The sequence below is a fragment of the Allobosea sp. genome (assembly GCF_035944895.1).
Taxonomy (GTDB): Bacteria; Pseudomonadota; Alphaproteobacteria; order Rhizobiales; family Beijerinckiaceae; genus Allobosea.
Map to the genome: position 1 here is coordinate 39,492 of NZ_DASZAT010000007.1, position 13,493 is coordinate 52,984.

At 67.1% G+C, this 13,493-nt stretch carries 16 protein-coding genes; 10 read left to right on the plus strand and 6 right to left on the minus strand.

What is annotated here, in order from left to right; translation table 11 throughout:
• Window positions 1–117 precede the first annotated feature (117 nt).
• From VGV58_RS11555 to VGV58_RS11565, 3 genes are all read left to right on the plus strand, one after another.
• On the plus strand, window positions 118–699 hold the full coding sequence (locus VGV58_RS11555) for a YqaA family protein (RefSeq protein ID WP_326874163.1): 582 nt from the start codon (window positions 118–120) through the stop codon (window positions 697–699).
• A 146-nt stretch (window positions 700–845) separates the two neighbouring features.
• Entirely contained in the window at window positions 846–1,790 is a 945-nt protein-coding gene (locus VGV58_RS11560; protein ID WP_326874164.1) for a hypothetical protein, read from the plus strand.
• Window positions 1,777–2,457: an SH3 domain-containing protein gene (locus VGV58_RS11565; RefSeq protein WP_326874165.1), complete on the plus strand. Its 681-nt coding sequence runs from the start codon at window positions 1,777–1,779 to the stop codon at window positions 2,455–2,457. Before VGV58_RS11560 ends, VGV58_RS11565 begins: the two co-directional genes overlap by 14 nt.
• Window positions 2,458–2,461: 4 nt before the next feature.
• On the opposite strand, the gene VGV58_RS11570 is transcribed toward VGV58_RS11565, so the two are convergent.
• A complete protein-coding gene (locus VGV58_RS11570; RefSeq protein WP_326874166.1) occupies window positions 2,462–3,085 on the minus strand; it encodes a DUF938 domain-containing protein in 624 nt (207 codons plus the stop codon).
• Window positions 3,086–3,178: 93 nt separating this feature from the next.
• Here VGV58_RS11570 and VGV58_RS11575 point away from each other — a divergent pair, with 93 nt between their 5' ends.
• The 4 genes from VGV58_RS11575 (at window position 3,179) to VGV58_RS11590 (ending at window position 7,649) form a co-directional block, all read left to right on the plus strand.
• Window positions 3,179–4,453, plus strand: a complete 1,275-nt coding sequence (locus tag VGV58_RS11575) for a hemolysin family protein (RefSeq protein WP_326874167.1) — start codon at window positions 3,179–3,181, stop codon at window positions 4,451–4,453.
• 240 nt (window positions 4,454–4,693) lie between these two features.
• Complete coding sequence (locus tag VGV58_RS11580; RefSeq protein WP_326874168.1) at window positions 4,694–5,512, plus strand: sulfurtransferase/chromate resistance protein; 819 nt, start codon at window positions 4,694–4,696, stop codon at window positions 5,510–5,512.
• Between the two features lie 10 nt (window positions 5,513–5,522).
• Window positions 5,523–6,920 (plus strand): chromate efflux transporter, encoded by a 1,398-nt coding sequence (gene chrA / locus VGV58_RS11585; protein ID WP_326874169.1) that lies wholly within the window; start codon window positions 5,523–5,525, stop codon window positions 6,918–6,920.
• Between the two features lie 96 nt (window positions 6,921–7,016).
• The gene (locus VGV58_RS11590; protein WP_326874170.1) at window positions 7,017–7,649 is read left to right on the plus strand and encodes a pyridoxamine 5'-phosphate oxidase family protein; all 633 of its coding nucleotides are present in this window, start codon (window positions 7,017–7,019) and stop codon (window positions 7,647–7,649) included.
• On the opposite strand, the gene VGV58_RS11595 is transcribed toward VGV58_RS11590, so the two are convergent.
• The 4 genes from VGV58_RS11595 to VGV58_RS11610 form a co-directional block, all read right to left on the minus strand.
• A complete protein-coding gene (locus tag VGV58_RS11595) occupies window positions 7,646–7,957 on the minus strand; it encodes a hypothetical protein (RefSeq protein ID WP_092159682.1) in 312 nt (103 codons plus the stop codon). The genes VGV58_RS11590 and VGV58_RS11595 overlap by 4 nt on opposite strands.
• A gap of 91 nt (window positions 7,958–8,048) precedes the next feature.
• Entirely contained in the window at window positions 8,049–9,245 is a 1,197-nt protein-coding gene (locus VGV58_RS11600) for an FAD-dependent monooxygenase (protein ID WP_326874172.1), read from the minus strand.
• Between the two features lie 145 nt (window positions 9,246–9,390).
• Window positions 9,391–9,645 carry a zinc-finger domain-containing protein gene (locus tag VGV58_RS11605; protein ID WP_057191132.1) on the minus strand — a complete coding sequence of 85 codons (255 nt, stop codon included), beginning with the start codon at window positions 9,643–9,645 and terminating at the stop codon, window positions 9,391–9,393.
• 118 nt (window positions 9,646–9,763) lie between these two features.
• Complete coding sequence (locus tag VGV58_RS11610) at window positions 9,764–10,741, minus strand: acetyltransferase domain-containing protein (protein ID WP_326874173.1); 978 nt, start codon at window positions 10,739–10,741, stop codon at window positions 9,764–9,766.
• Window positions 10,742–10,872: 131 nt separating this feature from the next.
• Between VGV58_RS11610 and VGV58_RS11615 the strand changes: the two genes are divergently transcribed.
• Together VGV58_RS11615 and cysE are read left to right on the plus strand one after the other, a co-directional pair.
• Window positions 10,873–11,640, plus strand: a complete 768-nt coding sequence (locus VGV58_RS11615; RefSeq protein ID WP_326874174.1) for an alpha/beta fold hydrolase — start codon at window positions 10,873–10,875, stop codon at window positions 11,638–11,640.
• 173 nt (window positions 11,641–11,813) lie between these two features.
• Window positions 11,814–12,662, plus strand: a complete 849-nt coding sequence (gene cysE / locus VGV58_RS11620; RefSeq protein ID WP_326874175.1) for a serine O-acetyltransferase — start codon at window positions 11,814–11,816, stop codon at window positions 12,660–12,662.
• A 176-nt stretch (window positions 12,663–12,838) separates the two neighbouring features.
• Here the strand turns inward: cysE and VGV58_RS11625 are convergent, their stop codons facing one another.
• Complete coding sequence (locus VGV58_RS11625) at window positions 12,839–13,150, minus strand: Rdx family protein (RefSeq protein ID WP_326874176.1); 312 nt, start codon at window positions 13,148–13,150, stop codon at window positions 12,839–12,841.
• 202 nt (window positions 13,151–13,352) lie between these two features.
• Here VGV58_RS11625 and VGV58_RS11630 point away from each other — a divergent pair.
• Window positions 13,353–13,493: GTP-binding protein (locus VGV58_RS11630; RefSeq protein ID WP_305694234.1), on the plus strand; the 141-nt coding region annotated here is incomplete at its 3' end.

The window sequence follows — 13,493 nt, forward strand, 5'->3', positions numbered from 1 at the left end:
CGCGCGATTGACTCTAGCCCAAGAGATTAGTGGCCTGACCGCGCCAATTGAATTAATGCATGGGACGCAGGGCAGCCCTGCAACCGGCGCGAGAACCCAGGAACGGTTTCCCTCTTCATGCTCAAGCGTGCTTACGACTGGTGCGTTTCCTACGCGTCCCACCCTGCCGCGCCCTGGCTGCTCTTCGCGATCACCTTCGTCGAAAGCTCGGTGAGCCCGCTGCCGCCACTCCCGCTGCTGATTCCGATGTGCATTGCGCGGCCCGACCGCGCCTGGGTCTATGCCGGCGTCTGCTCGCTTGGCGCCGTCACCGGCGGCTATCTCGGCTACGCGATCGGCGCACTGCTCTATGAATCGGTCGGCGCCTGGCTGATCGGCATCTACGGTCTGCAGGAGAAGGCGGCGCACCTGATCCATACCTCGCAGGACTACTGGTTCTGGGTGCTGCTGACCAAGGGCCTGACCCCGATTCCGTTCAAGATCGTGACGATCATGTCCGGATTCCTGCATTTCGACATCTGGAAGTTCACGCTCGGCATGGTGATCTCGCGCGTCACCTTCTTCGCGATGATCGCGGTGGCGCTGCGCTACTATGGCGACGACATCCGCATCTTCATCGAGAAGCACCTGCCGATGACGGCATTGGCGCTGGCGGTGGTCGTGATCGGCGGCTTCTTCGTGCTGCCGATGGTGCTCTGAGCGGGCGAAAAGCCCTCAGAACTCCGCAAGCTGCTATCGACCGTCTGCTCGCCGCCTGACCTTCGGGCGGGGATGCCTTATGGTCATTCCGACAGGACAGCGGTGGAGGGTTCGATGCACCCATACCAACGGCCGGATGGTGAGGCATGAGCGCCCGTCGCCCGGATCTTGCCGAGCTCGATTTCGCCAATTTCGCTCGGCAGTTCGACCGTTGCCTGCGGCAGGACAAGGTCATCGCCTTCTCGCGCTGGCGCGACATCGTCGAAGCGGTGCCGCCCGGCCTGCAGGACTTCTTCTGGCGCGTCGTCGAGGCCCATCTCAGCCCGGCTGCCGAGACGCGGCTGCGCGGCCTGCGGGACTGGCGCGACTTCCATGGCGAGGTCCTCGACACCCGCTTCCGGCGCCCATCCGCCGAGCGTCCGCAGTTCCGCACGCCGAAGCAGGCCTTCGATTCCTATTCGGCGATCTTCTGGCGCTTCGGCTCCACCGATGCGCGCTTCGACCAGAGGTTCGGCCGCCTCGTGCTCCTGGCGTTGCGCAAGGAGAGCAGCACGATCGCCAATCGCGGCAAGGGCTCCTATGACGACCTCGTCGTGGTGATGCGCCGGACCGGGCGCTTTCGCGAGCTCACGAGCTTTCCGATCTGCACCGAGCCGGGCGCCCAGTACTCGCAGCGCGCCAGCGGCGGCGATGCGCGCTACAAGGGCGTCAAGTTCAGCAAGGCCGATGGCGTCGACATCAACAAGGACGGCATCAAGGATGCCGGCCGCCTCACCGAGGGCACCTACCAGTACTTCGAGAAGAAGGGTGGCTTCCTGGGAGACCGTGCCTTCCAGGTGAAGAGCACGCAGGTCGCCGAGCGCGATACCGACGGCGACGGCCGCTTCACCCAGGACGATCCGAGCCGGATCGACCCGTCGGGGGCGGGGACCAGCATGTACATCCACCGGGGCGGGGCGGACAATGTGCTGGAGCCGAACACCTGGTCGGCCGGCTGCCAGACCATCCCGAAGAACCGCTACCCGACTTTCCTCAAGGCGGTCGGAACGCCGGGCGCCTTCTACTATGTGCTGGTCAATGCGGCGTCGTGAAGCCCTTGCCGCTGGCCTTGCCGCTGCCCTGCTGCTCGCTGCCCCTGCGGTGCGGGCGCAGTCGGAGGGCGTTGCGCCGGTGCCTGGCGGGCAGGTCGCCTGCTCATTCGGCGCCTTCGTCAGCGAGACCGATCCCGCGGGGCTGAACGTTCGCGCCGGTCCGGGCACCAATCACAAGGTGGTTGGCACGCTGCCGCCCGTGAAGCTCAGCGGCGACGACCCGCCGGTGCGTGCCATGGTCGAGGTCGAGGTTTCGGCCGGCGCCAATGGCTGGTTCAGGATCGCCAAGGCGCGCGACAACGAGATGCTGACCGATGCCGCGCCACGGCCGATGTTCAAGGGCTCGGGCTGGGTCAGCGGGCGCAAGCTGACGGTGAAGTCGCAGGCCGCCGCCGGCCGGCTGCGCCCGGACGCCAAGGCGCCGGCCGTGCTGACCGGTCAGGACGGGGCGAGCTTCGACGGCGACGCCTTCGTCCTGAACGGCCGCCTTCTCGGTTGCAGCGGCAAATGGGTGCAGGTCGAATATGGTCCGTTCCCGGCCGACGGCGAGGCTGTGTCCGGGCTCACGATCGCTCCGGCAGCGAAGGCGGGGGCCGAAGCCGGCCGCTTCCGCGCCTGGGTCGATCGCATCTGCGCGACGCAGGAGACGAGCTGCGACGGCGGCTGAGCGATCAGGCCTTCCGGAACACCACGCTGAGATTGTTCGCCGGCATCGCCGTGACCTGCGGCTCACCGAAGCCGGCGGCTCTCGCAAGCTCGGTTACGGCTTCCAGCTCGCGCAGGCCCCATTTCGGATTGCGCCGGCGCAGGCTGTCGTCGAAGACGGCGTTGCTCGCCGCCAGTGGTACGTCGCTCTGGCGATAGGGACCGTAGAGATAGAGCGGCCCGCCTGCCGGCAGGAGCTGGCCCGCCTGCCGGAGCAGTCCCTCGGTCGCCGCCCAGGGCGAGATGTGGACCATGTTGATGCACAGGATCGCATCCGCCTCGGTGATTGGCCAGCGCGGTGCCATCGCATCGAGCCGGATGGCGGGACGCAGGTTCGGCAGGGCGCTCTCATGTGCCCAGGCATCGATGCTGGCGAGTGCTGCCGGATCGGGGTCGCTTGGCTGGAATCCTAGCTTCGGGAAGGCGGCGGCGAAGTGAATGGCATGCTCGCCGGAGCCGCTGGCGATCTCCAGCACGAGCCCTCGATTCGGGAGCACTTCGCGGAGCACGGCAAGGATCGGCTCGCGGTTGCGTTGTGTCGCCGGGGCAAGCTGGCGGGGATCATGGTGATCGAGATCGTCCTGGGGCATCGTCTTCTCCCATCGCGTTCGGCCGTCAATGCGTTATAAGCGGCAAAGAAGCAGGCCGATAGCGAGCGCGGTCCTGTAGCCCCCGAGCTGGTTTTGTTAACGGAGATCCTTGTCGTCGTCGTCCTCACCGTCATCAACGGTGTGCTTGCCATGTCGGAACTCGCGGTCGTCTCATCCCGGCCGGCACGGCTGAAAGTCCTCAGCGATCAAGGCAGCAAAGGCGCCGCGAAGGCGATCAAGCTCGCCGAGAATCCGGGCCGCTTCCTGTCCAGCGTACAGATCGGCATCACGCTGGTCGGCGTGCTCTCCGGCGCCTTTTCGGGCGCGACGCTCGGCGCACGCCTGTCGGAATGGCTCGGTACGCACGGGCTGTCGAATGCCGCCGCCGATGCGCTTGGCGTCGGCACCGTCGTCGTCCTCATCACCTATCTTTCGCTAATCCTCGGCGAACTGGTGCCCAAGCAGATCGCACTGCGCGATGCCGAGCGCGTGGCGGCGCGTGTCGCCCCTGCGATGGCGGTGCTGGCCAAGGTCGCTTCGCCTTTGGTCTGGCTGCTCGACGCCTCGGGCAAGCTGGTGCTGGCGCTGCTCGGCCAGAAGGGCGAGGCAGAGGAAACGGTCACCGAGGAGGAGGTCCGCACCATCATCGCCGAGGCCGAGAATGCCGGCGTGCTGGAGCGCGACGAGCGCGAGATGATCTCGGGCGTGATGCGTCTCGCCGACCGCTCGGCCCGAGCATTGATGACGCCGCGTCGCGAGGTCGAGGTGATCGATCTCAGCGATTCGCTCGATGAGATCCGCGCTCAGGTTCGCGCGACACGGCGCAATCGCTTGCCCGTGCAGGACGGCGAGGCCGATTCGATCGTTGGCATCATCGAGATGAAGGACCTGTTCGAGGCGCTCGCCGACGACAAGGTCGAACTGCGCAGCCTGGTGCGCGAGGCGCCGGTCGTGCTCGACACCACCGGAGCGCTCGACGTGCTGCGCGCGATCCGCGCCACCCATGTCCACATGGCGCTGGTCTTCGACGAATACGGCCATTTCGAGGGGATCATTACCTCGAGCGACGTGCTGGAGGCGATCACCGGTGCCTTCCAGGACGAGGATGAGGAAGAGCCCGCGATCGTCACGCGCGATGATGGCTCCTTCCTGGTCGCCGGCTGGATGCAGGTCGACGAATTCTCGCACGAGCTCGGCATCCATGTGCCGCGCGATGCCGACTACCAGACCGTCGCCGGCTTCGTGCTGGCCGAGATGAATCGGTTGCCCAATGTCGGCGAGAGTTTCGAGAAGGGCCATTGGCGCTTCGAGGTCGTCGATCTCGACGGCAGGCGGATCGACAAGCTCTTGGTCAGCCGGGTGGATTGATCCGACAGCCGCCATTGTTTCCCGTCATGGTCGGGCTTGTCCCGACCATCCACGTCTTCCTGCCAGCAATGCGGTGTTCAAGACGTGGGTGCTCGGCACAAGGCCGAGCATGACGGAGGTGGCGATTGACGCCGCTTAGCCCAGCTGGTGTAAGATTGCGGCAGGGGCCAATCGCGACCGCCCCGTGAGGCGTCAGCCCAAGGATCGCGTCCACTCTCCTTCGTGCAAGGATGGACGCTCATGTCTTCCAATATCCAGATCACGCCTGCGCAATTGGCCCGGCTCGTCGGCCTGCCCGACGCGCCTGTGCTGATCGATGTCCGTATCGACGAGGACGTTGCCGCCGATCCGCGCCTGCTGCCGGCGAGCGAGCGGCGCAGCCATCGCGACGTCGCCGACTGGGCGAACGCCTATGCCGGCCGCAAGGTCGTCGTCATCTGCCAGCGCGGCCAGAAGCTCAGCGAGGGCGTCGCCGCCTGGCTGCGCCACGAGGACGTCGAGGCGGAGAACCTCGCAGGGGGATTCGAGGCCTGGCGCGAGGCGGGTGGACTGCTGGTCGAGACCGGCAAGCTGCCGAAGCGCGACGCCAAAGGGCGCACGCTCTGGGTGACGCGGGCGCGGCCCAAGGTCGACCGCATCGCCTGTCCCTGGCTGATCCGCCGCTTCGTCGATCCTCGCGCCGTCTTCCTGTTCGTCTCGGCCTCGGAGGTGGCTGATGTTGCCGATCGCTTCGGGGCGACGCCGTTCGACATCGACGGCGTGTTCTGGAGCCATCGCGGCGAGCGCTGCAGCTTCGACGCCATGATCGAGGAGTTCGGCCTGGCCTCGCCGGCGCTGGACCAGCTCGCCATGATCGTGCGGGCGGCCGACACGGCTCGGCTCGACCTCGTGCCGCAGGCGGCCGGCTTCCTCGCTGCCTCGCTCGGCCTGTCACGGATGTATCGCGACGATCTGGCACAGCTCGAAGCCGGCATGCTGCTCTACGACGCTTTCTATCGCTGGTGCCGGGATGCGAGCGAAGAAACCCATAACTGGCCGTCTGTGCTGGTGAAGAATTGAGGACCGGGCGATGACGGCCGCGACGAATGAAGGGGCGGCGACAGCTGCCCCCGCCACGCCGACGCTCGCTGAGGCGACGCGGGTCTGGCTCAAGATCGGCCTGCTCTCCTTCGGCGGGCCGGCCGGGCAGATCGCGCTGATGCACAAGGAATTGGTCGACGAGCGCCGCTGGATCGGCGAGCGCCGTTTCCTGCACGCGCTCAATTACTGCATGCTGCTGCCGGGCCCCGAGGCGCAACAGCTCGCCACCTATATCGGCTGGCTGATGCACCGCACGATCGGCGGGCTGATCGCTGGCCTGCTCTTCATCCTGCCCGGTGCGCTGGTGATGTGGGGCCTCTCGCTGCTCTACGTGCTCTACCGCCAGGTGCCGCTGGTCGATGCGATCTTCTTCGGTGTCAAGGCGGCGGTGCTCGCCATCGTCGTCGAGGCGGGCCTCAGGATCAGCCGGCGGGCGCTGAAGAACCGGGCGATGGTCGCGATCGCGATCGCCGCCTTCCTCACGCTCTTCCTGGTGAAGGCGCCGTTCCCGCTGGTGATCTTCTGTGCCGGGCTCGCCGGCTGGCTCGGCAATCGCTGGGCGCCGGCGCTGTTCGGTGGCGGCGGCCATGCCGGCAAGGACGGTGCGCCGGAGTTCAAGGGCGTGGTCGACCTGATGTTCGAGCGTGGCGAGCTAGCCCATGCCGAGCCCTCGGCGGGGAGGGCGCTCAAGGTTCTGGCGGTCTGGCTGCCGCTCTGGCTCGGGCCGGTCGTGCTGCTTTGGGCGCTGCTCGGCGGTGGCAACGTCTTCACCCAGATCGGCGCCTTCTTCAGCGCCATGGCAGTCGTCACCTTCGGCGGCGCCTATGCCGTTCTCGCCTATGTCGCCCAGGCGGCGGTCGAGACCTATGGCTGGCTCGTCGCCGGCGAGATGGTCGACGGGCTCGGTCTCGCCGAGACGACGCCGGGGCCGCTGATCCTGGTGCTGCAGTTCACCGGCTTCCTCGCCGCCTGGCGCGGTCATGGCGGGCTCGACCCGCTCGTCGCCGGTAGCCTCGGTGGCCTGCTGACGGTCTGGGTCACCTTCGCGCCCTGCTTCCTCTGGATCTTCCTCGGCGCGCCCTACATCGAAGCCTTGCGCGGCAACAAGGCGCTCTCGGCGGCGCTGACCGCGATCACAGCCGCGGTCGTCGGCGTGATCGCGAATCTGGCGCTCTGGTTCGGCCTGCACGTCTTGTTCAAGACAGTGCAGCCCGTCGTCTTCGGACCGCTGGCGCCCGACCTGCCGGTGCTGGCCTCGCTCGACTGGCGGGCTGCGTTGCTGGCAGCGTTGGCGATGATCGCGCTGCTGCGCTTCAAGCTCGGCATGGTCCCGGTGCTGGCCGCCTGCGCGGCGGCGGGGGTCGTACTGGTGCGGCTGGCGGCGTAGTGGAGATTGTTGCGTCAATTGGAATTCTGAACTGCCGACCGCAGTAATTGCGAGTCGGGAGTGAAATGGTCATCTCGTGGAGCGGAGGCACCAGAGATGACCCACCGTTTCCTCGAGATCGCGACGACCCCGGCCGTGAAGGCGGCGCAGGAGGCGCAAGGCAGCCGGCGCTCCTATGCCCGGCAGGAGGAGGGCGAGCCACACAACCACCTCCTCGGCGAGGCCGAGGCCGGCTTCATCGCCACGCGCGATTCCTTCTACCTCGCGAGCGTGTCGGAGACGGGCTGGCCCTATCTGCAGCATCGCGGCGGGCCGGCCGGCTTCCTGCGCGTGCTCGACGAGACGACGCTGGGCTTTGCCGACCTGCGCGGCAACCGGCAATACTTAAGCCTCGGCAATCTCACGGCCGATGACCGGCTTTGCCTGTTCCTGATGGATTACGGCCGTAAGGCGCGGCTCAAGATCTTCGGCCGTGCGCAGTTCCATGATCTCGCCGCGGAGCCTGAGCTGGCGCGGCGCCTGATCGTGCCGGGCTATCGCGCCGTGCCGGAGCGCGGCGTCACCATCAAGGTCGAGGCCTTCGACTGGAATTGCCCGCAGCACATCACGCCGCGCTTCAGCGAGGCCGAGCTTGCGCCGGCGCTCGCACCGGTGCGGCAGCGGCTGGAGGAGCTGGAGGTGGAGAATGCCCGGCTGCGAGCCGAGCTGGCCGCGCGGGCTCCGGCTTAACGCCGCTCGCCCGGCTCGATCACCCGGTATTCGGCGTCGACGATCTCGCCGCGGGCGGCATCCTGCGGCCTGCGCTCGAACGGGTTCTGCGGATCGATGCCGGCGGCGCGCATGCGGCGGCGCATCTGCCAGGCGGCGAAGGCGCCGCCGGCGATGACCAGCGGCACGAGGATCAGTGCCAGGCTGGCCGCGACCAGGAAAATCAGCACGCCGACGACAAAGGCACCGGCCATGACCAGCCAGCTCGCCCAGCGGGGCAAGCGGACCAGGCGGGCGCTGGCGGCGTTGTTGAGGTCGATACGGATCATTGGCTCGTTTCGTTTCGTGTCACCCGCGCACAATCTAGGAAGCGAATGCGGCGTTGACGAGATCAGGCGAGCCCAGGCGATGACGATTTCGTCAGGACGGCGCGCGCCAGTCATAGATCCAGGCATGGCGCTTGCGCATGCCGTCCGGGCCCATGCGGCGCATGGCGAAATCGCGGGCGAAGCTCCAGGGCCGGCCGAGGTGATAAGCCTCGCCGTTCTTGCGGCTGGCCTGCTGGACGCGGGCGGCACGCTCGCCACGCGCCTTGGCATAGGCGGTAAGCGTCGCCGGCACGGAAGCCGATCCTTCGCTCGCCAATCGCGTCGCGAGCTCATGCGCGAGAACAGCGGCGTCTTCGATGGCGAGGGCGGCGCCCTGGGCAAGGAAAGGCAGGATCGGATGGGCGGCGTCGCCGAGCAGGGCAATACGGCCCTTCGCCATCCGGGCAGGCGCACGGTCGTAGAGCGACCAGATCCGCCAGTTCGGCGCGCGCTCGATCAGTTCGCGCAGGCCGGGGCCGGCATTGCCGGCGATCTCGGTCAGCTGCGAGGCCTCGCCTTCGCGCGACCAGCCGGGGCGTGCCTCGTGGGCGGCGCGGATCAGGACGAGGTTGATCTCCTTGCCGCCGGAGACGGGATAATGCACCGCATGACGGCCGCTGCCGAGATGCAGCGCCACCGCCGGACGGCGCAGCGCTTCGGGTAGTCCATCCGCCGGGATCAGCGAGCGCCAGGCCTCCCAGCCGGTGAAGCCGGGCTCGACCGCATCGCCGATGAGGGCACGTGCTCGCGACCAGAGCCCGTCGGCGCCGATCAGGGCCATGGCTTCGACCATCTCCGTACCGCCGCTCTCGCTGCCGAGCGTGACTGTGACCCCGGCTTCGGTCTCATGCGCATCGACGAGGCCACGGCCGATGATCCAGCGGATGTTCGGCAAGGTCCTGGCCGAATCGAGCAACAACTGGTGCAGGTCGGCCCGTTTCAGCGAGCGCGAGGGCGTGGCGCCCTCGACCGGCGGCGCGAAGGGCATGGCGAGCATCGGCTTGCCGCCGCCCCAATGGCCGATCGCCAGCGCTTCGGGCCGGATCGCGGTGCGGCGCAGAGCGAGGCCGAGATCGAGCGATTCGAGCACGCGCCCGGCATTGGGCGAGACCTGGATGCCGGCGCCGGCCTCGTCGAAGCGCGTGCGCTTCTCGGCGATGGCGACGGGGATGCCGCGGCGGGCGAGCGCGATCGCGGCGGTCAAGCCGCCGATGCCGGCGCCCGCGATGAGGATCGGGAGAGTGGCCACGATGTCATGTCCCGCCGCGCGCCGCGCGCATTTCGTTCAGCCGATATCGGCTGAACGAAAGAATTCGCGCAGACTCAATAAGTTGAGCATGTTCTCATCGCAAAAGTGGTTCCCACTTTTGCGGAACATGCTCGGCGGGATGTCCTCACGCCGCTTTAGCGGCGGTGTCGTGGTATTCGCACTCGGCCGGCTTGCAATGGCCGTGGCCGACCGACGGCTCGTATTTGAACAGCGTCGAGCAATAGGGGCAGACGATCTCGTCGTCCGAGCCCATGTCGAGGAAGACATGCGGGTGGTCGAAGGGCGGCTTGGCGCCGATGCACATGAACTCGCGCGCGCCGACATGGATCACGGCGACGCCGGGATCGTTGTGGAAATGCGGGGTGCCGTGATCGGCCATGGCTCTCGTCCTTGCGATTTGGGCGGCACCATAACCGTTCGCCGCAGGCTGCGCCAGCGCGCGTGGGACAGATCGACATCGCTGCTGCCGTGACCTGTCGCCGCTGCTTATGGCGAGGTCACTGAGAGCGGCGGGCGCAGACCATGCCGATCTCGCGAGCCTGCTCGGTTTCTGCCGGGCTCAACGCGTCGGCGGTCACCTTCACCCAGAGATTAGCCTGCTTGAGCCCGTCCATCGAGCAGGAGCAGACGCGCTCGCAGAGCTCCTTCGGCGAGCCGTTGCCGGTGCAAGAGCGCTGGCAGGCTGTCATGAACGGCGCGGCCTCGGCGTCCGGCAGCTTCGAGCCGGCCATTTGGCCAGTCACCTGCATGAACAGGAACAGCGCGCCGATGAAGAGCGGCTGGTGGACGAGATAGACGAACAGGCTGTTGCGGCCACCGAGGACGATGACCTTGGCCGGAGCGGAGGTCGCCCGCCAGCTTGCCCAGAAGCTGCCCTGGGCTTTCGGAAGAGCGATCCGTGCCAGCGCCATGCCGGCAAGCACGCAGCCGAACCAGGGGAAGACCGGCACGAAATCGGCAGTGAGTGGCCAGGGGCCGAAGCCGAGGAAGGCGAGCCAGTCCTGCGTGAAGACGCTTTGGCCGAGGATGAAGGGCAGGGCGAAAACGACGACCGCCGTGATGGCGATGACCAGCGTAGGCAGGAACAGGAAGGGCAGGGCCAGCACGCTCGCCAGCGCGATGTGGTGCAGGATGCCGAAGAAGATGAAGACGTCCGGCAGCGCGAACCAGGTGGCGCTGGTGACGAGAACCGCGGCACAGGCGATCAGGGCGACACGGCGCAGGTAATTGCCGCGGTCGAAGCCCCTTTGCGTCGCCAGCACCAGGCTGAAGCCGACGATCGCCAGGAAGGAGCCGGCGATCAGCCTGGCGAAGGCGCGCCAGGCCGGATCGGTGACGACATCGACCCGGATCAGCCGGAAATAGGAGAGATCATAGGCGAAGTGGTAGACGAACATGGCGAGCAGCGCGATGCCGCGGGCCAGATCGACCAGTTCGATACGGCCGCCGGCCGGAGATTGGGCTTGCTCGCTCATGGCTCCGTCTTAAGCGGCGCGATGCGGCTGGGGAAGGGGTGGCCCGCACCCGCGAACCGCCGAGCATGCTACCCAAAGCCGCGCTGCCGTGGCAGACCTGCCATGAGACCAGAGCAGCCGGCGGCAGGGCCATGCAGACATTCGACTCCGACGGCGTGTCCATCGCCTATCTCGACCTCGCCCCGACCGGCGAAGGCAGCGGCGACCCGATCGTGCTGATCCATGGCTTCGGCTCGAGCCATGCGGTGAACTGGGTCAACACGCAGTGGACGAAGACGCTGACCCATGACGGCCGGCGCGTCGTGCTGTTCGACAATCGCGGCCATGGCCGCAGCCAGAAGCTTTACGATCCCGAGGCCTATCACTCGGCCATCATGGCCGAGGATGCCCGCCGGCTGATGGACCATCTCTCGATCGAGCGTGCCGACATCATGGGCTATTCGATGGGGGCGCGGATTTCCTCGCATCTGACGCTCGCCCATCCGGAGCGTGTGCGCTCGCTGCTGCTCGGGGGCTTGGGCATCCACCTGGTCGAGGGCGTCGGGCTGCCGCTCGGCATCGCCGATGCGATGGAGGCGCCTTCGCTCGCCGATCTGACCGACCCGATGCAGCGCATGTTCCGCGCCTTCGCGGAGAACACCGGCAGCGACCTTCGAGCCCTCGCGGCCTGCATACGCGGCACGCGCCAGACGCTGAGCAAGGAGGAGGTCGGCAAGATCGCCGTGCCGACTTTGGTCAGCGTCGGCACGAAGGACGATGTCTCCGGCTCCGGCCCGGAGCTGGCGGCGCTGATCCCCGGCGCGGAAAGCTTTGCCATCGAGGGGCGCGATCACAATCTTGCGGTCGGAGATCGCACGCACAAGCAGGCAGTCGTCGAGTTCCTGGCGCGGCGGCCGTAGAATAACGTTCTACCTAGGTAGAATATTATTCTCCGACAACGACTTGCGACACTTGCCTCGCAAATCGATTCTTGTTCTTCGCGGCTTGATTCAGCTAGAAGGCGGCACCACGTGCTCTGGCGCGACCTTCTGGCGCCAGATTCAATTACGAGCGAACCGCAGCGGAGAACGCCATGCCATCCGGGCGCCCGAATATCGAGATCCGCGATCCCGCGACCGGTCTCGACCGCGTCGATCCCGTCTGGTCGCGCCTGCGCAACGAGGCGGAGCTGGCCATCGCCAGCGAGCCGGCGATGGCCAGCTTCGTCCTGGCGACGATCGCGAACCAGCCGAGCTTCGAAGCTGCAGTCGGCCATCGCATCGCGGCGCGTCTCGGCCATGGCGCCGTGCCGGCCGAGTTGATCGCCCAGGCCTTCGACGAGGCGATCGAGGCCGATCCCGAGATCGGGCAGGGCATCCGCGCCGACGTTCTCGCCGTGCTCGACCGCGACCCCGCCTGCTACCGGCTGATCGAGCCGGTGCTCTATTTCAAGGGCTTCCACGCGCTGCAGACGCATCGCCTGGCCAATTGGCTGTGGCGGCAGGACCGGCGCGACTTCGCGCTCTATCTGCAGAGCCGCTCCTCCGAGGTGTTCCAGACCGACATCAACCCGGCCGCGAAGATCGGCAAGGGCGTCTTCCTCGACCATGCCACGGGCCTCGTCGTCGGCGAGACCACGGTGATCGAGGACAATGTCTCGATGCTGCAGGACGTGACCTTGGGCGGCACCGGCAAGCAGGGCGGCGACCGTCATCCCAAGATCCGCAAGGGCGTGCTGATCGGCGCCGGCGCCAAGATCCTCGGGAACATTGAAGTCGGGCAATGCGCTCGCGTCGCGGCCGGCTCGGTCGTGCTCGCGGCGGTGCCGCGCAACACCACTGTCGCCGGCGTGCCGGCCAAGGTGGTCGGCGAGGCTGGCTGCGCGGAGCCCTCGCGCTCGATGGACCAGATCCTCGCAGGCGATTGCGGCGGGGGTATCTGAGGCCGCCCCTAAACTCTACTCCAGCGGCCGTCTGACGGCGTTTTCTGCGCTTCCGGTGCTCACGGACCAATGTCCGCTGCGCTCCGGTTCTCGAAAACACCGCCAGTCGACTCGCTGGAGCGAGTTTCGAGACGACCTCCGGGCCGTCTTCAGAACGATGCCAGGTGCAGGGTCGCTCAGCCCTGCACGAGCTTCTTCTTGTGATCGTCGAGATGGCCGAGATCGCGCTCGGGGTCGAGCCGGTCGCGCACGCGCCGCTTGAGCTGCTTCACATCAGGGAAGCCGCCATCGACGGTGCGATCCCAGATCAGGTCGCCATCGTAATGGATCTGGAAGATGCCGCCGGTGCGCGGGATCAGCACGACCTCGCCGAGATCCTGGCCGAAGGTCTGTAGCAGCTCCTGCGCCATCCAGGCGGAGCGGAGCAGCCAGTTGCACATGCTGCAATAGGTGATGGCGATGCGCGGGCCGGGCTTGGGTTCGGTCATGGGCGTGCTCCGGAATTGCTGCCGGCCGCGAGGCTGGCGGGTTCGAGGGTGGTTCTGCCGCTATGGCGCTACGACGGCAAGCGCCTCCTGAGAATGGCGCTCCGGCGCGATACTTTGCCTTTGGCTTGCATCCCGTCCCAAAACGCCCTAATGCGACCGCGTTTTCCGGCCCTGCGCGGGCGTCGTCAGGAACCAAGGTGTCATGGCCAAAGAGAAGTTTGCTCGGACGAAGCCGCACTGCAACATTGGAACGATTGGTCACGTTGACCATGGCAAGACGTCGCTGACGGCAGCGATCACGAAGGTTCTTGCTGAGTCTGGCGGCGCGTCGTTCACGGCGTAT